We start from the raw sequence: 20,747 nt of genomic DNA, 5'->3' as shown, positions 1-20,747 counted from the left end.
GCGCAGGAATGATATTTCAGGATTAAAGTATTTCCCCGTCCGCGCCGCAAGCCCCCTCGCGCGCCATGGCCTGCGTAAGCTCCGCCAGCCGGTCGCGCGCGGGCGAGGGCGTGCCGCGATGCCAGACCAGCGCCAGATGCAGCCGCACCTCCATGTCGGTGACCGGCAGGAAGCGCACGCCGGGCGGGGGGCGGTGCCGCTGGTTCTCATTCACGAAGGCCATGCCCAGCCCGGCATTCACGAGTGCGAGGATGTCGGCCTCGCTTTCCGTCTCGGCGATGCGGCGCGGGGTAACCCCAGCACCGCGCAGTGCGGCGGTCAGATCATCCGACAGGCGTGGGCTGGCACCGCGACGAAAGCCGATCATGTCTTGTCCCTCCAGATCGGCCAGCCGCACCCCGGTCCGCGCCGCGAAGGGGGCGCCAGAGGGCACGGCGAGGATCATCCGGTGAAAGCCAAGCGCCAGCTGCCCCAGCGCCGGATCGTCGGGCGGGTTATACAGGAACCCGGCATCCAGCGTGCCGCCCTGAATCGCGGCAAGCTGCGCGGGGGAGGACATGGCGCTGAGCGCGAGTTCGACCTGCGGAAATTCGGCGCGGAAGCGGCGGATGGTTTCGGGCAACAGCCCCTGCCAGGCCGCCACCTCGATCAGCCCCAGCCGCAGCCGCCCGCCGGTGCCGGCCGCCGCCGAACGCGCCGCCGCCACGGCGCGGGCAAGCTGCGCCTTCACCTCGCGCGTCTGGTCCAGAAACACCCGACCTGCCGGGGTCAGCCGCACCCCGCGCGGCAGCCGTTCGAACAGGTCGATGCCCAGTTCCGCCTCCAGAAGCTGCATCTGACGGCTCAGCGCCGGTTGCGCGATGCGCAGACTGGTCGAGGCGCGACCGAAGTGTTCGGTCTCGGCAATGGCAATAAAATAGTGAAGCTGTCTCAGTTCCATGTGTTTTGATAGTAAGTTGCTATCAGTTCGACAAGGCAATTGAATTGGAACGACGGGACAACGGCCCCTAAGCTGACCGAAAGAACAGAGGTGCCCATGCTGCTGCCGACGCCCTTTCATGCCTTCGACCGCAAGGCGCAAACCCGCCCAGATCTGCCCTTTGTCATGGCCCCGGCCAGCGCGGGCCTGCCGTATGCGCCGGAAGGATTCAGCTACACTTACGGTGCGGCGGCGGAACAGATTGCCGCCCTGCGCGTGAGCTATGCGGCGGCGGGTTACGGCCATGGGTCGCGCGTGGCGCTGATATTGCAGAACCGGCCGGAGTTCCTGTTTCACTGGCTGGCGCTGAATGCGCTTGGCGCTTCCATCGTGCCGGTGAATGCCGATATGCGTCCCGACGAGCTGCGCTATCAGATGGAGAAATCGCAGGCCGAGTTGATGGTGGCGCTGCCTGAATTCGATGCGCTGGTGGCGGCGGGCTGCCCCGGGGATATGCCGCACTGCCACCCCGGCGACGCGATCCCGCCCGCGAAGGCCCCCCGCCCCGCCGCCGAAGGCCAGCCGGGCGACGAATGCGCGCTGCTGTTCACCTCGGGCAGCACCGGGATGCCGAAAGCCTGCATCCTGTCGAATTACTACTTCATGAATGTCGCGGACTGGTATGTTTCGACCGAAGGCATGGGCGGGTTGGCGGAGGATTGCGAAGTTTCGCTGACGCCGCTGCCGTTCTTCCACATGAATGCGCTGGGCTGTACGGCTGTGGGGATGATGGTCGTCGGTGGCTGCATCGTGGCGCTGGATCGCTTCCATGCCTCGCGCTGGTGGCAGACCGTGGCCGACAGCGGCGCGACCATTGTGCATGCGCTGGGCGTCATTCCGGCGATCCTGCTGCAACTGCCGTCCCACCCGGCTGAAACTGCGCACAAGGCGCGCTTTGCCTTCAGCCCCGGCGTTGATGCTGCGCACAAGATCGAATTCGAGCGGCGCTATGGCCTGCCGATCCTCGAAGGCTGGGCGATGACCGAGACAGGCGGCACCGGCGTCACTTGCACCTTCGGCGTCGATTGTCCGCCCGGCCAGCGCTGCATTGGTGTGGCGCGCAGCGGAATGGACTGGCGGCTGGTTGACGACGAGGGCCGCGATGTGCCCCCCGGCACCCCAGGCGAATTGTGGGTGCGCGCCAAGGGCGACGACCCGCACAAGGGGTTCTTCACCGGCTATCTGGGCGATGAAAAGGCTACAGCGGAAGCCTGGGAGGGCGGCTGGTTCCATACCGGCGATGTGATGAGTGTCGATGCTGAAGGCCGGTTCTATTTCGTCGATCGCAAGAAAAGCATCGTGCGGCGGTCGGGCGAGAATATCTCGGCGCTGGAGGTGGAGATGGCGCTGATCGCCGATCCCGCGGTGAAGACCGCTGCCGTGACGCCTGTCGCAGATGACACCCGCGGCGAAGAGGTATTTGCTTTCGTGGTGACGGAAGCTGCCGCCGACCCTGCCGCTGCAAATGCGCTGCTGGAACGTCTGGCGGCGAAGCTGAGTTACCACAAGCTGCCCGGCTGGCTTGCCTATACCAAGGCACTGCCGGTCAGTTCGACCAACAAGCTTTTGCGCGGCGTGCTGAAATCTGATGCGGCCGAGGCGGTGGCATCGGGCCGCGCCTTCGATCTGCGGTCGGAAAAGACCGCGCTGCGCAAGAAGGCATGACAGGAAAGGATACGCGAATGACCCCCGAGAAGATCCTCTATACCGCTGAAATGACCTCCACCGCCGGACGTCAGGGCACGTCCAGCCGCCCTGACGGCAGCTTCCCGCTGGCGCTGACCATCCCGAAGGAACTGGGCGGTCCGGGCGGTGAAGGCACCAACCCCGAAGAGCTGTTCGCGGCAGGTTATTCGGCCTGTTTCATCGGCGCGCTGAAGCTGGTGGGGCGGCAGAAGAAGGTCAGCCTGCCCGATGACCTGAAGGTGACCGCCAAGGTCGGCATGGGGCCTGTGCCCACCGGCTATGGGCTGACGGTGGAACTGATCATCCACCTGCCGGGTGTCGAGTCGGCGCTGGCGCAGGAAATCGTGGAGGGCGCGCATCAGCGTTGCCCCTATTCCAATGCGACGCGCGGCAATATCGACGTGACGCTGACGCTGGTCTGACCGGATGGCGCGGCGCGGGTATGAGGATGTCGTGCTGACGGTGCCGGTGACGGTGCCCTATCAGCGCTATTCGGTCGAAAGCACCGCTTGGTGGGCCGGGCGGGCGCTGGCCGCGCTGGCGGCGGGTGCGGGGATGAGCCATCGGGACTTCGACGGCTTTTCCTTCGCCAGCTTTTCCGCCGCACCGGACAGTGCGATCGGCCTGACCCAGCATTTCGGCCTGTTGCCGCGTTTTCTGGATTTCGTGCCGCTGGGCGGGGTGGCGGGGGTTGTCAGCCTTCGCCGCGCTGCGCGGGCGGTGCAGATGGGCGATGCCGATGTGGTGGCCTGCGTTGCCGCCGAAACCAACGGCGTCCATACCTTCCGCTACGGGCTGGAGAATTTCAGCCGCTTCTCGCAGGATGCCGTCTACCCCTATGGGGCCGGCGGGCCGAACGTGTCTTTCGCGCTGATCTGCCAGAACTACATGGCCCAGACCGGCGCAACGCGCGAGGATTTCGGCAAGCTCTGCGTCGCCATGCGCGACAATGCGTTGAAGAACCCCAATGCGCTGATGAAGAAGCCGCTGACGCTGGCGCAATATCTGGACGCCCGCGCCATCGCGCCGCCGATCCACCTGTTCGATTGCGTCATGCCCTGCGCCGGGGCCGAGGCGTTTCTGGTGATGCGCGAGGAAACTGCCAAGGCGCAGGGCCTGCCCTATGCGCATCTGCTGGGCAGTATTGAGCGGCACAATGCCTTTGCCGAAGACCCGGTGCAGATGCGCGGCGGCTGGGCGAAGGATATGCCGGAGCTTTACGCCATGTCGGGCACCACGCCCGCAGGGATCGACGTCGTGAACACCTATGACGATTACCCCTTTGTCTGCATGATGCAGTTCGAGGATCTGGGCTTCTGCAAGAAGGGCGAGGCGTCCGATTTCGTGCAGGCGCATGATTTCACCATCGCCGGGGACTTTCCGCATAACACCTGTGGGGGGCAGTTGTCGGCCGGGCAGGCGGGTTGCGGTGGCGGGCACATGGGCATTGTCGAGGTGCTGCGGCAGGTCACCGGGCAAGCCGGGCCGACGCAGGTTTCGGGCGCGAAACGCGGTCTGGCCTCGGGCTTTGGCATGATCAACTTCGACCGGGGGCTTGGCTCGGGCGCGGTGATCCTTGGCGGGGAGGGCGCGTGATGGCTCCGCTTCAACCACCGCGTCGCAAAGATCCGCTGAAACGCACGCGGCTGCCGCTGTTGCCGCCGGGCCAGCGCAGCCGCGCGGCGCATCACCTGACCGCTGCCGCCGCCGAGGGGAGCTTTGCCCTGCCGCGCTGTGCCGCTTGTGGCACCTTCCACTTCCCGGTGCGCGAGGCCTGCCCCGACTGCCTGTCGGCGCGGATCGAGATGGTCGAGGCACCGGAGGGTGCCACCGTCCTGTCGCAGACCACCGCCGAAGTGCCCGCCGACAATTACTTCCGCGAGCGCGCGCCATGGCGGGTGGGGCTGGTCAAGATGGATGCTGGACCGACCGCGCTGGTGCATCTGCATCCCGAAGGCATCGCCGGGTCGCGGGTGCGGCTTGCGCTGATGCTGGACCGCGCCGGGCAGGCGGTGCTTTATGCGGGGCCGGAACAGAAGGGGGCCGATCCGATGACCGATCCGCAATGGCGCGAGATGACCGCCGATCCGCTGCATCGCCGGGTTCTGATTACCGATGCGCGTAGCTTCGTGGCTCCGGCGCTGGTGAAGGCGCTGGTGGAGGCGGGCGCGCGCGAGGTGCGGTTGGGCCTGCCCGAGGCGTGGAAGCCCTTTGCGGCGGAGAAGCTGACCGCCCTGCCGGGGGTGAGCGTGGTGCCGCTGGATCTGGGCTCGGAACGGTCTGTCGCCGATCACGCGCGCGATTACGGTGGCAAAACCGAAATCGTGATCAATACCGCCGACCACATGCGCCCCGGTGGCGCGCTGGGAGGCAGTATAACCGCCACCCGCGACGCGATGGAGGCGGTGGTCTTTGGCCCGATGCGGCTGGCACAGGCGCTGGCCCCCGCGATGATCGGGCGCGGTGCCGACGGGCCGACCGGCGCGGCGGCCTGGGTCAACCTGCTGTCGGTACATGCGCTGGCGCCTTCGCCTGCGCTTGCCGGTTGGTCGGCGGCGCAGGCGGCGGCGCTGGCCTGGTCGCACAGCCTGCGGGCAGACCTGGCGCAGGGGGGCGTGAAGCTTCTGAACCTGTTCTGTGGTCCTACGGACAGCGACTGGTTCCAGACCTGGCCCCAACCGAAGGTCGGGGGCTCTGCCGTCGCCACCGCTGCGGTATCCGGGCTGAAACGCGGGCTGGAGGAAATGTTCGTCGGCGATGTCGCCAAGGACGTTCAGGCCCGGCTGGCCGCCAACCCCAAGGCGGTCGAACGCGAAATGCGGCAGGGATGAGGAGCATCGCATGACCAACCCGTTGACCCTGCTTGTTTCGGCACTCGGCTCCGGCGCGGTGGAGGTGGTGGACCTGACGCAGACCCTGCGCGAGGACAGCCCCACCATCGTGCTGCCGCCGGAATTTGGCGCCTCGGCCCCGGTGCGGATCGAACGCATCTCGCGATATGATGCCAATGGCCCGGCGTGGTATTGGAACAACCTCAACTTCGGCGAACATACGGGCACGCATTTCGACGCGCCGGTGCATTGGTTCACCGGGCGCGACCTGCCGCTGAACACGGTCGATACGCTGCCGGTGGCGGATATGATCGCCCCGGCCTGTGTGATCGACTGCTCGGCGGAAAGCGCCGACCCGGATTTCCTGCTGACCATCGCCCATGTCGAGGCGTGGGAGGCGAAACACGGTCGCATCCCGGCGCGGTCCTGGGTGCTGATGCGAACTGACTGGTCGAAACGGCAAGGCGCGGCTTATGCCAACCTGCGCGACGATGGCGCCCATACCCCCGGCCCTGATGCGGCTGTGATGCGCTGGCTGGTCGACGAACGGGGCATCCTTGGCTTTGGCACCGAAACCATCGGCACCGATGCGGGGCAGGGCGGGCATCTGACACCGCCCTATCCTGCGCACCACTATCTGCATGGTGCCGGGCGCTACGGGCTGCAATGCCTTGCGGCGCTGGATCGCCTGCCGCCGACCGGGGCGGTGATCCTGGCCGCGCCGCTGAAGGTTCATGAAGGCTCGGGCAGCCCGCTGCGGGTGCTGGCCCTGATCCCGAAGGAGGGATGAATGCGCATCTACTGGCAAAGTTTCATCGACGCGACCGCCAGCGCCGCCTATCTGGCGAAGCTCTCGTCCTATCTGAACGAGATCGCCAGCCCCGGCACCACGGTCGAGGTGCATGGCATCTCGCCGCCCGACCGCGGCTTCGGCCGGTTGTCAGAATTCCGTTGTGCCGTGCAGGCGGTGGATCAGGGGATTCAGGCCGAGGCGGATGGTTATGACGCCATCGTCATGGGGCACTTTCAGGACCCTGGGCTTTATGAGCTGAAATCGGCGGTGGGCATCCCTGTCGTGGGCACCGGCGAAGCGACGCTGCATCTGGCGGCGCAACTGGGGCGGATGATCGCGCTGGTCTCGCTGGATGACGTTTACCGCAACATGCACCGCGAACAGGCCGATCTTTACGGCCTTGGCCACCGGATCAGCCATATCGCCGGGCTGAACATTCTGCCTTCTGATTTCTCGGCGGCCTTTGCCGGGGACGAGGCCGCGAAGGTGCGGATGATTGACGGCTTCCGCAAGGTGGCCGAACCGATGGTCGCGGACGGCGCCGATGTCATCGTGCCGGCGGGTGTATTGCCGGGGCTGCTGATCGGCGGCGAATACGGGCTGAAGATCGGCGCTGCGCCGGTGGTGAACTGCGCTGCCGTCGCGCTGATGCAGGCGGAAATGCAGGTGCGGCTGCACCGGCTGAACGGGTTGGAGCCGAACCGCGGGCCGCATTGCTGCCGCGCGCCGGAACAGGCGATGGGCGATTTCCGCCAGCTTGCGGCACAGGGCTTCCGGCGCGGCTGAGAATCCGCTGCGGCCATGTATTTCATGCTTGAAATATTGACCGCAGCCTCTAGTCTGATCCCGACGCGCGCCTCCTTTCCCCTGACCGACTGACCACAGGTCAGCCGCCTTTTTCACGAGGCTCCGATGACGCGACTGCATCCCCTGAAAGGCCCGAACAAGCTGAAGCTTGGTATCTTTGCGGCAAATGCCGACGGTGGGCTGGCCATTACCGATGTGCCTGAACGCTGGCGCGCGCTGTGGAACGACAATTTGTCGGCGGCGCAGATCGCCGACCGCGCGGGGATCGACTTTTTCCTGCCCATCGCCCGCTGGGCCGGGTTCGGCGGCAAGAACAAGGTGCGCGAATGGTCTTACGAGACCTTCACCTGGGCGGCGGGGCTTGCGGCGGCGACGCAGCGCATCGGGTTGTTCATGACCGTGCATGTGCCGATCGTGCATCCGCTTTACGCGGCCAAGGCGCTGGCGACGGTGGATCATATCTCGGGCGGGCGGGCCGGGCTGAACATCGTCTGCGGCTGGAACCCGAAGGAATTCGGGATGTTCAACATCCCGCTGGTGGAAAAGGGCTATGATCAGGCGTCGGAATGGCTGCGGATCATCGAGCAGGTCTATGCCGCCGAGGGGCCGATTGATCTCAACGGCGATTTCTACCAGCTGAAACAGGCGGTCAGCCGCCCGGCCAGCCTGCAAACCCCGCGTCCGGTGACGATGAACGCGGCTTTCGGTGGCCCTGGCCGTGACTTCGCGGCGGCGCATTGTGAATATCTGTTCACAACATTCACCGAGATTGCCGAGGCAGGCAAACATGTCGCGGATATTCGTGGCCGCGCCGAAAAGGTGGGTCGCGATGTCGGCTGTTATACCGTCTGCCATGTGGTCTGCCGCGAAACGCAGGCCGAGGCGGAAGAGTATTACGAACGCTATGCCGTGACACTGGCGGATAAAGAAGCCGTCGATCAGCATATGGCGGGCAAGAAGGAATTCTCGCATTCCCATGACGCCGATGCCTATGACCGTTATCGCAAGCGTTTTGCCGGTGGGGCGGGCAGCTATCCGCTGGTCGGCACACCGGAAAAGATTGTCGAAGAGATGAAGGCGATTTCGGAGCAGGGTTATGCCGGGATCGCGCTGTCTTTCGCCAACTACCTGTATGAACTTCCTTATTTCTGCGACAGGGTTCTGCCGCTTCTGCAAAAGGCGGGCCTGCGCACATGACGACCCTTGCCGCGCTGCTGGCGGATAAAGCTGCCGAACGCCCCGATGCGCCGCTGTTCCTGCTGCCTGCCTCGGTTCAGGCGATGTGGGGCGCGAAGGCGCAATGGAGCTATGGCGAGGTTCAGGCCGAAGTGGCGCGGCTGGCGTCTGATTTCGCAGCGGCTGGCTATGGGCCGGGACACCGGGTGGCGCTGCTGCTGGAAAACCGGCCCGAGCATTTCCTGCACTGGCTGGCACTGAACAGCTTGGGCATCAGCGCGGTGCCGCTGAACCCAGACGGCAGCGCCGAGGAGTTCGGCTATGTGCTGGGCCATAGTGGCGCGGTTCTGGCGATTGCGCTGGAAGCGCGTGCGGCCCATGTCCGCACCGCCGCTGCGCCGCTGGGCCTGCCGGTGATCGGGCCCGGCGAGGTGCCGCCCCCGGCCCCGGCTGCCCCCGGCGGCCAGACGGGCGAGGAAGCCGAGGCGGCGCTGGTCTATACCTCTGGCACGACGGGCAAGCCCAAAGGCTGCATCCTGTCGAACCTTTACTTCCTGAACTGGGGACGATGGTATGCCGCGCAGGGCGGCGCGATCTCGCTGCGTCCCTGGGCTGAGCGGCTGATGACGCCGCTGCCCGCGTTTCACGTCAATGCGTCGGGCCATTCCTTCATGGGGATGCTGACGACCGGCGGGGCGCAGATCATTGTGGATCGCTTCCACCCCCGCAACTGGTGGCACGAGGCGGCAGAGACGGGCGCGACCTGCTTCCATTATCTTGGTGTCATGCCCGCCATCTTGCTGGAACTGCCGGAAGGCCCCGAGGATCGCGCGCATGGCATGCGGTTCGGTCTGGGCGGTGGCGTGCATCCTGATCACCATGCGGTGTTCGAGGCGCGCTATGGCGTGCCGCTGCTGGAAGGCTGGGCCATGACGGAAACCGGCGGTGCCTGTGTGCTGTGCGCATGGGAGGAGCCGCGCGTGTTGGGCAGCCGTTGCATCGGCAACCCCGCGCGCCCCGGCCCGGCGATGGAGGCGCGCGTGGTCGATGACACGGGCGCCGATGTGCCCGACGGAACGCCAGGCGAACTTTGGGTCCGGGCGTCGGGGGACGATCCGCGCCGGGGGCTGTTCTCGGGTTATCTGAAGAACCCGGAAGCCACGGCCGAGGCCTGGGCGGGCGGCTGGTTCCATACCGGCGATGTGGTGATCCGCGACGCGGCGGGGCGGCTTTACTTCAACGACCGCAAGAAGAACATCATCCGCCGCTCGGGCGAGAATATTGCGGCCATCGAGGTTGAAGGCGCGGTGGCCTCTTGCGCCGGTGTCGCACAGGTTGCCGTGGTCGCCATGCCCGAACCGCTGCGCGGCGAGGAGGTTCTGGCCGTCATCGTGCCGAAGGCGGGGCAGGACGAAGCCGCGCTGGCGCAGGCGGTGTTCGACCGTTGCGCGACGCAACTCAGCTACTTCAAGGTGCCGGGGGTGGTTGTGTTCGTGGACAGTCTGCCCACGACCTCGACCCAGAAACTTCGGCGCGCCGATCTGGGCGCGCTGGCCGAGGCACCTTTGGCGGCGCCCCGCGGTCATGACCTGCGGGCGCGCAAGCAGGGCCTGCGCGCCCGGTCGGATCAGTAACGTTTCGCCATCGCCTCGACCGGCATGACGCGGATCTTGTCGGCGTTGCCAGCGGTGCCGAAAGCCTCGAACCGCTGTTTGCAGACTTCGGTCATCATGCCCATCGCGGCTTTCAGGTATTTGCGCGGGTCGAACTCGGCCGGGTCTTCCGAGAACGACTTGCGGATCGCGGCGGTCGCGGCAAGGCGGTTGTCGGTGTCGATATTGATCTTGCGCACGCCCGACTTGATGCCGCGCTGGATTTCCTCGACCGGCACGCCCCAGGTCGGCTTGATGTCGCCGCCATAGGCGTTGATGATCTTTTGCAGATCCTCAGGCACCGAGGACGAGCCGTGCATCACCAGATGGGTGTTCGGCAGGCGGCGGTGGATTTCCTCGATCACATGCATTGCAAGGATGTCGCCGTCGGGTTTGCGGGTGAACTTGTAGGCGCCGTGCGAGGTGCCCATGGCGATGGCCAGCGCATCGACGCCGGTTTCGGCCACGAATTTCTCGGCCTCTGCCGGGTCGGTCAGAAGCTGGTCATGGCTCAGCTTCTCGGTCGCGCCATGGCCGTCTTCCTGATCGCCCATCCCGGTTTCAAGGCTGCCCAGAACGCCCAGCTCGCCCTCGACCGACACGCCGCAGGCATGGGCCATATCGACCACCGCCCTGGTGATGTTGCGGTTATAGGCGTAGTCGGCCGGGGTCTTGCCGTCCTCTTTCAGCGAGCCGTCCATCATCACCGAGGTGAAGCCGTTCTGGATGGCGGTCGCGCAGGTGGCGAGGTTGTTGCCATGGTCAAGGTGCATGCAGACCGGGATGTCCGGGTAGGTTTCGGTCAGGCCGTCGATCAGGCGGGCCAGAACGCGGTCACCGGCATAGGCGCGGGCGCCGCGGCTCGCCTGAATGATCACCGGCGAATTGGTCGCCTTCGCGGCGGCCATGATGGCCAGCCCCTGTTCCATGTTCGAGATGTTGAAGGCGGGGACGCCGTAGCCGTTTTCGGCGGCGTGGTCGAGCAGTTGGCGAAGCGTGATCCGGGCCATGGAATCATCCTTGTCGGGGGTTGGGGGCGCCGAGGTAGCAGCCGATGGTATCGACCTCTTCCGCGGCACCGAAGATCAGTGCGGTATTTTCGTGCAGGGACTGCGGCTGCCGGTCAAGGATCGGCACGGCGCCATCGGTGGCCTTGCCGCCCGCCTGCTCCATCAGAAAGGCAATGGGCGCGGCTTCGTAAACCAGCCGCAGGCGGCCGTTCTCATACCCTTTGCGGCGGTCGGCGGGATAGAGAAACACGCCGCCTTGCAGCAGGATGCGGTGCAATTCGCCCACTGCCGCTGCCAGCCAGCGCATGTTGAAATCCTTGCCGCGCGGGCCTTCCTTCCCGGCGCGCAGATCGCGCGCCCAGGCTTGCAGCCCCTCTGGCCAGTGCCGTTCGTTCGAGGCGTTATAGGCGATGCTTTTCGTTTCCGGCTTCAGCGTCACACCCTCGCGGGCGATGCGGAACCCGTTCAACTCGCGGTCGAAGGTGGCGATGATCACGCCTTCGCCCAGCGAGAAGCCGAAGTCGCAGCTATGCCCGAAAGAGGCATAGCCCGCCGCCACGATGGCGCGGCCGGTCCGCAGAAAGCCCTCGGGCGCGGCGGGCAGGATGGAAAACAGCATCCCCAGCGGCGCACCGATCCCGATGGAGCCGGAGCCGTCGATCGGGTCGATTGCCACGTCGAAGGCGCCTTCGGCGGAAAGGTCGATCACCGCCTCGGCCTCTTCCGACAGCACCTTGCGCACGCCAGCAGCGGCAAGGGCCGCCAGCATGTGATCATGCGCGGCAACGTCCAGCGCCTTCTGCTTGTCACCGGAATCGTTGGTGCCGACGATGGCCTCGGGGTCGCCATGCAGGCGTCCGGCGGCCAGCCGGTCGGCCAGCGGCGGCAAGGCATGAGCCAGCGCGGCGACAATGGCCGCCGCCCCGCCGCGTGGGCGCAGGTATTCGTCCAGCGGCGTGCCGGTGGCAGCGCCGTCATTGGGCAGGCGAAGCATCATTGCCCCTTTCGGATTGGCTGGGGTGCGGGCCAACGCACCCCGTCAAGCTCTCTGATCAAGCGATTACCGCTTGTTGTACTTCGCGTCCACCTCATCAATGGCGCAAACATTGCCGGCGGACCGGCCGCTCGCGTCAAAATTCATCGTTTCGGCCAGCCAGGCGTCGGCGATGGCCTTCGCAAGCTCGGTTCCGATGACGCGGGCGCCCATGGTGATGATCTGCGCATTGTTCGACAGCGCGGCGCGTTCGGCGGAATAGGTGTCATGCGTCAGCGCGGCGCGGATGCCCGGCACCTTGTTCGCCGCGATGCAGACGCCGATGCCGGTGCCGCAGACGAGGATCGCGCGGTCATAGGTGCCCGCCAGAACCTCGCTTGCTACGCGGTCCGAGAGGTTGGCGTAGAAGGTGTCGGGGCCAGCCTCGGTGCGGCTGATCTCGGCCACATCGTGCTTATCCTTCAGGTGTTCGGCCAGAACCTTGGCCAGACCTTCACCCGCGCTGTCGCCTGCAATTGCCAGTTTCATGTCGTGATCCTTCACAGTTTGGCAGCGCAACGGGCCAGAATGTCGAGGTAACCTTCGACATTCCAGGCCGAGCGCCCGATGAACAGCCCGTCGATATGCGGGCAGGAGATAAGTTCCTCGCAGTTGCCCGGATTGACCGAGCCACCATAGAGGCAGGGGATGCGGCGGCCGAGCACGTCTTCGGCCACTGTGATGATCTCCGCCTGCCGCGCATCGGCGTAATCGGAGGTCGCGGGGATGCCATTCACCCCGATGGCCCAGACGGGTTCATAGGCCAGCAGGATCTGCGCCTGTTTCTGCGCCCCCGACAGCTTGTCCAGGGCGCCACGCACCTGCGTCTCCAGCACCTCTTGCGCGCGGCCCGATTCGCGTTCAGCCAGCGTTTCGCCGATGCAGATCAGCGGGATCAGCCCGTGGCGCACCGCCGCCTCGGTCTTGAGGCCGACGGTTTCATCGGTCTCGCCGAAATGCTCGCGCCGCTCGCTGTGGCCGAGTTCCACGATGTCCAGCCCGCAATCCTTCAGCATCACGGGCGAGACCTCGCCGGTCCAGGCACCGTCATCGGCCCAGTGCATGTTCTGCGCACCGACCTTGACGCTGGTGTCGGCCAGCGCCGCCTTCACCTCGCGCACAAGGGTGAAGGGCGGGATGACGAAGCGCTGGATGCGCGGATCGCGCGCGGTGTCGGCAGCACGCAGCCCTTCAGCAAAGGCGCGGCCTTCGGCCAACACCTTGTTCATCTTCCAGCTTGTGCCGATCCAGACTTGCGGTTCCATGTATCAATCCTTGGCAATGGTCAAAGCGATCCCCGCGCGGTCCAGCGCGGCGCGATCCTCGGGCGCGGGGGCATCGTCAGTGATGATGGTGTCGAACTCCGTCAGATCGGCCAGCACATGCAGCGCCGAGCGGCCGAAACGGGCGTGGTTGATCAGCAGGCAGCAGCGGGCCGAAGCCGCCATCATGGCGCGCTTGGCGCGCACCACGGCGTCATCCATGTGAAAGGCTTGCAGGCCCGAGACGGCAGGGGAAGAGATGAAGGCGATATCGGCGCGCAGCCGTGCGAGTGCGCCTTCGGTCACCACACCGAAAAAGCCGTTGAATTTGGCGCTGAACACGCCGCCGAGGGCGATCAGCGTGATGCCCGCTTCGTTCTTCAGCCGGTCAAGGATGGCGGCATTGTTGGTGATGACGGTCAGCGGCCGCTTGTCCACCAGCGAGGCACCCAGCAGCGCGGCCATGGAGCCATCGTTGATCATCACCGTCATGCCCGGCTCGATCAGATCCAGCGCGGCGCGGGCCATGCGGGCCTTGGCGGCGCCGTCCTGCAATTCGCGGATGCGGAAGTCGCTTTCGAACTGAGTTCCGGCCTCGATGGTGGCGCCGCCACGCACCTTGCGCAGCAGGCCCGCCTGTTCCAGATCGTCCAGATCGCGGTGAATGGTCATTTTCGACACGGCAAAGCGGTCGGCCAGGTCATCCAGATCGACGGCGCGCGCCTCGACCAGCAGATCCATGATCGCCTGTCTGCGTTCCTCGCGCTTCACGATTCCCTCCTGCTGCTGATCGCTTTCTAACATGGGCGCGGCATATCACAACAACATTATTGTTATGTTGTGATTTTATGATGTGATTTTTGTTGTGAAATCACAGAGCAGAAGTTACGTTAGCGCAAACAGGAGGACGCCCATGCCGATGGACAACGCCATCGCGGCCAAGGCCGCGCTTGACCCGCAGAACTTCGCTCTTGCCAACTGCCTGCGCGCGCTGGCCATCGACGCGGTGGAGGCGGCGAAATCCGGCCACCCCGGCGCGCCGATGGGGATGGCGGATGCGGCCGCAGTGCTGTTTCGCAAGCATCTGAAATTTGATGCGAAGAATCCCGCATGGCCGGATCGTGATCGTTTCGTGCTGTCGAACGGCCATGCTTCGATGCTGCTTTACGGGCTGCTGCATCTGACGGGCTACGAGGACATGACGCTGGATCAGATCCGCAACTTCCGGCAGTGGGGCGCGATCACGGCGGGCCACCCGGAATATGGCCATGCGCAGGGGATCGAGGTCACGACCGGGCCGCTGGGGCAGGGCATTGCCACCGCTGTCGGCATGGCGCTGGCAGAACGCAGGCTGGCGGCCGAGTTCGGCGCCGATCTGGTGGATCACCATACCTATGTGTTTCTGGGCGACGGCTGCCTGCAAGAGGGGATCGGGCAAGAGGCGATCAGCCTTGCCGGGCATTTGGGACTGGGCAAGCTGATCCTGCTTTACGATGACAATGCCATCACCATTGACGGGCCGACCTCGGTCAGCTTCTCCGAGGATGTGCCGGCGCGGCTGCGCGCCTGCGGCTGGCATGTGCAAAGCTGCGATGGCCATGACGGGCAGGCTCTGGATGCGGCCATCGCGGCGGCGAAGGCGGAAACCGCGAAGCCTTCGCTGATCGCGATGAAGACCGTGATCGGTTTCGGCTCGCCCGGCAAGGCGGGCACCTATGCGGTGCATGGCTCTCCGCTTGGTGCGGCTGAGGCCGAAGCGACCAAGGCGGCACTTGGCTGGACCGCCGCGCCGTTTGAAATTCCCGCCGATCTGGGTGCCGAATGGCAGGCTATCGGGGTGCGCGGGGCTGCGGATCGTTCGGCATGGGAATCCCGCCTTGCCGCCCGCCCCGAGGCGGAACGGGCCGAGTTTCTGCGCCGCCTGTCGGGCGATCTTCCCCCGGCATATGATGCCGCCGTGGCCGAGGCGCGCGCGGCGCTGTTCGCCCAGCCGAAGAAGGCCGCCACCCGCAAGGCCAGCCAGATGGCGCTGGAGGCGCTGACCCCGGCGCTGCCCGAAATGATCGGTGGTTCGGCTGACCTTACCGGCTCGAACCTCACGCGCGTTCCGGCGGTGGACAGCCAGTATACGCGCGAGGCGCCGGGTCGTTACATCGGCTATGGCGTGCGCGAATTCGGTATGGCGGCCGCGATGAACGGCCTCGCCCTGCATGGCGGGTTCATTCCTTATGGCGGCACGTTCCTTGTGTTTTCCGACTATTGCCGCAATGCGATCCGGTTGTCGGCGCTGATGGGTCTGGGCGTCGTCTATGTGATGACGCATGACAGCATCGGTTTGGGCGAGGACGGCCCGACCCACCAGCCCATCGAACACATGGCCTCGTTGCGCGCTATTCCGGGGCTGACGGTGTTCCGCCCCGCCGATGTGGTGGAAACGCTGGAAGCCTGGGATATCGCCATTCGCAACCGCCATGTGCCCTCGCTGATGGCGCTGTCGCGTCAGGACGTGCCGCAACTGCGTCTGGAGGCGGGAGCCGAAAACCTGACCGCGAAGGGCGCCTATGTGATCCGCCAGTTCGGCGAAGGGCGGGATGTGACGCTGATCGCGACGGGCACCGAGGTTGCGCTGGCCGTCGAAGCCGCCGGGGCGCTGCATGGCGAAGGCATAGCGGTTGTCGTGGTCTCCATGCCCTCGTGGGAGCTGTTCGAGGCTCAGCCCGCCGAATATCGCGCCGAGGTTCTGGGCAATGCCCCCCGCATCGCGGTTGAGGCTGCGGGCAAGTTCGGCTGGACCCGTTATGTCGCCACCGAGGATGACGTGATCGGTATGCCGGGCTTCGGCGCCTCCGCCCCGGCAGAGCGGCTGTATCAGGAGTTCGGGATCACCAAAGAGGCGATCATGGCGCGGGCAAAACTTTTGGCGCGGGGTTAATCCGCGCCCTGCATCAGTGCCATGGCGGTGGCCTCGTCGGTGATGAGGCCCCGTAACCTGCCGCTGTTCAACACCGCCCGCACAGCCGCAACCTTGCCCGGCCCGCCTGCGATGGCGACGACATGGCTGCCCTCCGGCCCGTCCAGATCCACGGCCAGGGTCCGCGCGGTCAGCGTGGTTTCCAGCACATGCCCGGCAGCGTCAAAGAAGTGGCCCAGCATCTCGCCCGCGCCACCCGCCGCATTGATTTCGGCGATCTCGCGCGGTTCGATCATGCCCGAGGCGACAAGCTGTGCATCGGCGTCGGCGGTGCCGATGCCCACCACCTTCAGCCCCGCGCCGTTCGACATGTCGAACACCTCGCGCACGCCGGGTTGTGCCAGCAGGATCGCCCGGTCCTCGGCCGAATTGGCGAAGAAGGGCACCGGCATGACATAGGATTGCGCACCGGTCTTTTCGGCCATGCGGTGCATCACGTCATGCGGGTTGGCGGCGTAGTTCCGCGTCAGCCCGCCCAGAAGCGAGACGAAGCGTGTGCCCCCGGCGTCAAAGCGCGGCAGGTGTTGGACGGCGGCGGCCAGCGTGCGGCCATGGCCAAGGCCGATCACCGCATGTTCACTGCTTTCAATGACCCGCCGCAGGAAGCCCGCGCCCGCCAGACCCAGCGCGCGCAGCGGCAGCCCTTCTTCCCCCAGATCGGGGGCAACCTCGCAGCTTTCCAGCCCGTAGCGGGTGGCCAACTGTTGCTCCAGTTCCACGCATTCGACAATCGCGCCGTCGATGGACACCTTGACCGCCCCGTCCGCCACCGCCCGCGCGATCAGCCGGTGGGTTTTCACCGAGGGCAGGCCCAGCCGTTTCGCCACGGCGGCCTGTGTCAGCCCACCCGCGTAATGCAACCAGGCCGCGCGGATGGCGAGGCTTTCCTCGGGGTCAAGCGGGCTGCGGCGGGCCATGGGCTTCCTTTCAGGCGGCGGCGTCTTGGACGGCGACAAGATCGGCTGCCGACAGGGGCGCCGGATTGGCCTTCATCGAGGACGAAGTGGCGGCGGCCTGTGCCGCTGCGGCGCGGGCCTCTGGCCCGATGCCCTGCGCGGCAAGGCCGGGCAGACCGGCGCTTTGCGACCATGCAGACAGAGCCTGTGCGGCGCTGTCCATGTCGGGCGCGCTTTCGAAAGCCTCGGACAGCCAGCCCGCCACCCGGTTCAGCCGCGCCGGATCGGCCACGGCACGGCGATTGGCGCGCAGCACATGCGGCAGAAGGGCGCCGCAGATCGCGCCATGTGCCGCGCCGGTCAGCCCGCCCAGTGGCCCGGCCAGCCCGTGCACGGCGCCCAGCCCGGCATTGGCCAGTGCGAGGCCGCCGCACAGGCTCACCCAGGCCATTTCGTCGCGCGCCTGTGCGTCCTCGCTCTGCATCAGCCGCTTCAGCGCCGCCAGTCCGCGCGGGATCGCATCGGCGCAAAGCGCGTCGGTCAGCGGGTTGGCGCGGGTGCTGGTGAAGGGCTCGATCACCTGCGTGATGGCATCCAGCCCCGAGGCCAGCGTGATGGCGCGCGGGCAGCCATCGGTCAGCGCCGGATCGACCAGCGCCAGACGCGGCAGCATCCGCGCGTCGCGGAGGCTGACCTTGCGGGCATGATCGGGCACACCGATCACCGCATTGCGCGTGACCTCGGCCCCGGTGCCGGCGGTGGTGGGGATGGCGATGAAGGGCAGGGGGGCCACATCCAGCGGCAGGCCAAGGCCCACGACCTCCAGATGATCCAGCATCTGACGCGGGGCGGGCGCCATTGCGGCAATGGCCTTGCCCGCGTCGATCACTGCGCCGCCGCCAAGGGCCACGACGACCTCGGCGTCCGAAGCGCGGGCCAGCGCTACCCCGGCCTCGATCAGTTGCACATCGGGTTCGCGCGGCACGGCGAAATGCGTGACCGTGCAGCCCGCCGCTGCCAGAGCGGCGGCCAGTGGCGCCGCACGGGCAGGAGTAGCCCCGCCGACCAGCAGGACGCGCCGCCCCAGAGCCGCGATGCGGCCCGGCGCCTCGGCCAGCTTGCCGCGCCCGAACAGGATTTCGGTTGAGGTGGCGAAGGCGAAGGCTTGGGTCATCGGCAGGCTCCGGGGCTGTGCGACCTCAGATATTCAGGTTTTGCACGCCGGTGTCGATATGCGGCGCCCAGAAAGCCACGCTTTCGGCGATCTGCGGGATCACCTGCCGGTCATTCGGTTCGCGTTCCTTGAAGCTGAGTTCAAGGCAGATCTCGTTATCCACTGCGCCACCTTCGGCAAGGGCGGCCAGCAGCGGCTCGGGCTGGATCGAGCCTTTGGCGTTGAAGGCCGCCGTAAAGGGGCGGTGGCCGGATTTGTCCATCATTGACTGCTTGATATGGATGATCGGGCTGACTTTGGGCACCGCCCGCGCCCAGGCGTAAGGGTCTGTATCGTCGGGGTCGGGACTGGTGACATCGCCATGGTCGATATCGGCCATCATCCACATCGGCACCGCCATATCCGCCGCCGTCAGCCGGTCTTGCAGCGTCAGCGCGGCGGCGATGGTTTCGCCAAATTCGCGACCGACGCTCATCGGCTCCCAGAACACATAGCGCAGCCCGGCGGATTTCGCATGTTCCGCCACCTCGGCCCAGCAGTCGATCGCGGTCTGGATCAGCGCCTCGCGCCGCGCCGGATCGTCGTAATCCTGATAGGTGAAGATGGCGAATTGTGTGCCGACCGAGGTGCCGCCCAGATCGGCGGTGATGTCGGCGAAGGTCTTGAACCAGTCCACATAATAGCGCCGCACATCGCGGTCGGGGTGGCCGAAGTGATTGAGCCGCCCGTAAGGCCCGGTCATGCCAGAGGTGACCCTCACCCCCGTCCGTGCCAGCGCGGCACCCATCTGCCGGGTCAGGCGACGGATCACCGGGGCGGGCCAGCCCGGGTTGATGAACTCATGCGTCAGTTGCAGGTCACGGATGCGCAGGTCACGCGCCACGGTGTCGATCAGATCATCCGGGTCGGCAAAGCGGTTCACCAGCGGATTGGTATTGAGCGAGAGCGTCAGGGTCATGGGAACCTCAGGCGGCAAGGCGGGCGGCGGTGAACCAGTCGGCAAAGGCCGCGCGCTCGGCCTCGGTCAGGTGCAGGTAATGCTTGGTCCGGCGATAGAGGATGTCCTCGGCGGTGCGGGCCCATTCCTTCGCGGTCAGGTAACGCACCTCGGCCTCGTAAAGGTTGCCGCCGAAGTGACGGCCCAGCCCGGCCAGTGTGGTCGCCGCACCTACCACATCGCGGGTGCGTGCGCCGTAAAGCCGCCCGTAATGCTGAACCAGCTTGCGCGGCATCCAGGGGTAACTGTCGCGCAGGTCGTTGGCGAAGGTCTCGTAATCCGCGCCGGGCATCTCGCCACCAGGCAAGGGGGCGTGCTGCGTCCAGTCATCACCCATTTTCGGGAAGATATGGCGCAGCCGGTGTAACCCACGCTCCGCCAGTTCGCGGAAAGTGGTGATCTTGCCGCCGAAGACGTTCAGAAGCGGGGCGCCACCGGTTTCATCCAGATCGAAGACATAATCGCGCGTCACGGCAGAAGGGTTGCCCTTGCCATCGTCGAACAGCGGCCGCACACCCGAAAAGCTGTGCAGCACGTCGGAACGGCGCAGCTTTTCCTTGAAATAGCGGTTCACGGCGGCCAGCAGATAGTCGATTTCGGATTCGTCTGCCGCCACATCCTCGGCCCGGCCCTCATAGGCGATGTCGGTGGTGCCGATCAGCGCCTTGTCGCCCTCGTAGGGGTTGATGAAGATGACGCGCTTGTCGTGGTTCTGCACCAGATAAGCGTTCGATCCGGCCCACCATTTCGGCACGATGATGTGGCTGCCCTTGACCAGCCTCACATTGCGGGACGAATTGGACCCGGCGACATTGTTGATCACCTCGCTGACCCAAGGGCCGGCGCAGTTCACAAGACATTTCGCGCGGAAGGTTCGGGTTTCGCCGGTGGTGCCGTCGCGGGTGATGACGGTCCAGCCGCCGTTTTCGCGCCGGGCCGAAATGGCAGGCGAGCGGGTCAGCACCTCGGCGCCCTTTTCAGCGGCGCCAAGCGCGTTCAGCACCACAAGCCGCGCGTCATCCACCCAGCAATCGGAATATTCAAAACCGCGGGTGAACTGGTCGAGGATCGGCATGCCTTCGGGGTCGCGCCTCAGGTCCAGTGTTCGGGTGCCGGGCAGTTTCTTGCGGCCGCCAAGGTGGTCGTAAAGAAAGAGGCCCAGCCGCACCAGCCAGGCGGGCCGGTCCTCGGGGCTGTGCGGCAAGACAAAGCGCATTGGCCAGATGATATGCGGCGCGGCGTTCAGCAGAACTTCGCGTTCGATCAGCGCCTCGCGCACCAGCCGGAATTCGTAATATTCCAGATAGCGCAAGCCGCCGTGCACCAGCTTGCCGGAACGGGACGAGGTGCCCTCGGCCAGATCGTCTTTCTCGCACAGCACGACCGACAGGCCACGCCCGGCGGCATCGCGCGCGATACCGGCTCCGTTGATCCCGCCGCCGATGACGAACAGGTCGATCATTCCGGGTTCGGTGGTCAT

Annotated in this window: 19 protein-coding genes; 9 read left to right on the top strand and 10 right to left on the bottom strand. The window is 66.0% G+C overall.

What is annotated here, in order from left to right:
- Positions 1-22: 22 nt before the first annotated feature.
- Positions 23-940 (bottom strand): LysR family transcriptional regulator, encoded by a 918-nt coding sequence (locus IE126_RS16095; RefSeq protein ID WP_054304322.1) that lies wholly within the window; start codon positions 938-940, stop codon positions 23-25.
- Between the two features lie 96 nt (positions 941-1,036).
- Here IE126_RS16095 and IE126_RS16090 point away from each other — a divergent pair, with 96 nt between their 5' ends.
- The 8 genes from IE126_RS16090 to IE126_RS16055 all read left to right on the top strand — a co-directional run bounded on the left by IE126_RS16090 (position 1,037) and on the right by IE126_RS16055 (position 9,906).
- Complete coding sequence (locus tag IE126_RS16090) at positions 1,037-2,644, top strand: AMP-binding protein (protein WP_189381592.1); 1,608 nt, start codon at positions 1,037-1,039, stop codon at positions 2,642-2,644.
- A 17-nt stretch (positions 2,645-2,661) separates the two neighbouring features.
- A complete protein-coding gene (locus IE126_RS16085) occupies positions 2,662-3,087 on the top strand; it encodes an organic hydroperoxide resistance protein (RefSeq protein ID WP_108129795.1) in 426 nt (141 codons plus the stop codon).
- A 4-nt stretch (positions 3,088-3,091) separates the two neighbouring features.
- Positions 3,092-4,261, top strand: a complete 1,170-nt coding sequence (locus tag IE126_RS16080; RefSeq protein ID WP_189381591.1) for a thiolase family protein — start codon at positions 3,092-3,094, stop codon at positions 4,259-4,261.
- Complete coding sequence (locus tag IE126_RS16075) at positions 4,261-5,496, top strand: SDR family NAD(P)-dependent oxidoreductase (RefSeq protein WP_229825578.1); 1,236 nt, start codon at positions 4,261-4,263, stop codon at positions 5,494-5,496. The genes IE126_RS16080 and IE126_RS16075 overlap by 1 nt, the downstream gene beginning before the upstream one ends.
- Before the next feature lie 10 nt (positions 5,497-5,506).
- Positions 5,507-6,286 (top strand): cyclase family protein, encoded by a 780-nt coding sequence (locus tag IE126_RS16070; RefSeq protein WP_108129798.1) that lies wholly within the window; start codon positions 5,507-5,509, stop codon positions 6,284-6,286.
- Positions 6,287-7,075: an aspartate/glutamate racemase family protein gene (locus IE126_RS16065; RefSeq protein ID WP_108129799.1), complete on the top strand. Its 789-nt coding sequence runs from the start codon at positions 6,287-6,289 to the stop codon at positions 7,073-7,075. It begins immediately after the preceding gene.
- Positions 7,076-7,201: 126 nt separating this feature from the next.
- The gene (locus IE126_RS16060) at positions 7,202-8,293 is read left to right on the top strand and encodes an LLM class flavin-dependent oxidoreductase (RefSeq protein WP_054304315.1); all 1,092 of its coding nucleotides are present in this window, start codon (positions 7,202-7,204) and stop codon (positions 8,291-8,293) included.
- Positions 8,290-9,906, top strand: coding sequence for an AMP-binding protein (locus tag IE126_RS16055; RefSeq protein WP_189381589.1), 1,617 nt, complete (start codon positions 8,290-8,292; stop codon positions 9,904-9,906). The genes IE126_RS16060 and IE126_RS16055 overlap by 4 nt, the downstream gene beginning before the upstream one ends.
- Here IE126_RS16055 and fba read toward each other — a convergent pair.
- The 5 genes from fba to IE126_RS16030 all read right to left on the bottom strand — a co-directional run bounded on the left by fba (position 9,900) and on the right by IE126_RS16030 (position 14,000).
- Complete coding sequence (fba, locus tag IE126_RS16050; protein ID WP_108129802.1) at positions 9,900-10,934, bottom strand: class II fructose-bisphosphate aldolase; 1,035 nt, start codon at positions 10,932-10,934, stop codon at positions 9,900-9,902. The genes IE126_RS16055 and fba overlap by 7 nt on opposite strands.
- Positions 10,935-10,938: 4 nt before the next feature.
- Positions 10,939-11,931: a class 1 fructose-bisphosphatase gene (locus tag IE126_RS16045; RefSeq protein WP_308429986.1), complete on the bottom strand. Its 993-nt coding sequence runs from the start codon at positions 11,929-11,931 to the stop codon at positions 10,939-10,941.
- A 63-nt stretch (positions 11,932-11,994) separates the two neighbouring features.
- Positions 11,995-12,456: a D-erythrulose-4-phosphate isomerase gene (gene derI / locus IE126_RS16040; protein WP_054304312.1), complete on the bottom strand. Its 462-nt coding sequence runs from the start codon at positions 12,454-12,456 to the stop codon at positions 11,995-11,997.
- Positions 12,457-12,467: 11 nt separating this feature from the next.
- Positions 12,468-13,232, bottom strand: a complete 765-nt coding sequence (locus IE126_RS16035; RefSeq protein ID WP_189381588.1) for a triose-phosphate isomerase — start codon at positions 13,230-13,232, stop codon at positions 12,468-12,470.
- A gap of 3 nt (positions 13,233-13,235) precedes the next feature.
- Positions 13,236-14,000: a DeoR/GlpR family DNA-binding transcription regulator gene (locus IE126_RS16030; protein WP_189381587.1), complete on the bottom strand. Its 765-nt coding sequence runs from the start codon at positions 13,998-14,000 to the stop codon at positions 13,236-13,238.
- A gap of 142 nt (positions 14,001-14,142) precedes the next feature.
- Between IE126_RS16030 and tkt the strand changes: the two genes are divergently transcribed.
- Positions 14,143-16,161: a transketolase gene (tkt, locus tag IE126_RS16025; protein ID WP_189381586.1), complete on the top strand. Its 2,019-nt coding sequence runs from the start codon at positions 14,143-14,145 to the stop codon at positions 16,159-16,161.
- On the opposite strand, the gene IE126_RS16020 is transcribed toward tkt, so the two are convergent.
- From IE126_RS16020 to IE126_RS16005, 4 genes are read right to left on the bottom strand one after another with little or no spacing between them, the layout of a single operon-like run.
- Positions 16,158-17,117: a sugar-binding transcriptional regulator gene (locus IE126_RS16020; protein ID WP_108129805.1), complete on the bottom strand. Its 960-nt coding sequence runs from the start codon at positions 17,115-17,117 to the stop codon at positions 16,158-16,160. The two genes, tkt and IE126_RS16020, sit on opposite strands and share 4 nt — an antisense overlap.
- Before the next feature lie 10 nt (positions 17,118-17,127).
- Positions 17,128-18,270: an iron-containing alcohol dehydrogenase gene (locus IE126_RS16015; RefSeq protein WP_189381585.1), complete on the bottom strand. Its 1,143-nt coding sequence runs from the start codon at positions 18,268-18,270 to the stop codon at positions 17,128-17,130.
- A 25-nt stretch (positions 18,271-18,295) separates the two neighbouring features.
- The gene (locus tag IE126_RS16010) at positions 18,296-19,228 is read right to left on the bottom strand and encodes a sugar phosphate isomerase/epimerase family protein (RefSeq protein WP_189381584.1); all 933 of its coding nucleotides are present in this window, start codon (positions 19,226-19,228) and stop codon (positions 18,296-18,298) included.
- A gap of 7 nt (positions 19,229-19,235) precedes the next feature.
- Positions 19,236-20,747: a glycerol-3-phosphate dehydrogenase gene (locus IE126_RS16005; RefSeq protein ID WP_108129808.1), complete on the bottom strand. Its 1,512-nt coding sequence runs from the start codon at positions 20,745-20,747 to the stop codon at positions 19,236-19,238.

Origin of the sequence: Gemmobacter nanjingensis (assembly GCF_014652195.1) — a bacterium.
In the GTDB taxonomy this organism is placed as follows: Bacteria; Pseudomonadota; Alphaproteobacteria; order Rhodobacterales; family Rhodobacteraceae; genus Gemmobacter; species Gemmobacter caeni.
This window is presented reverse-complemented; position numbering and strand designations above follow the sequence as displayed.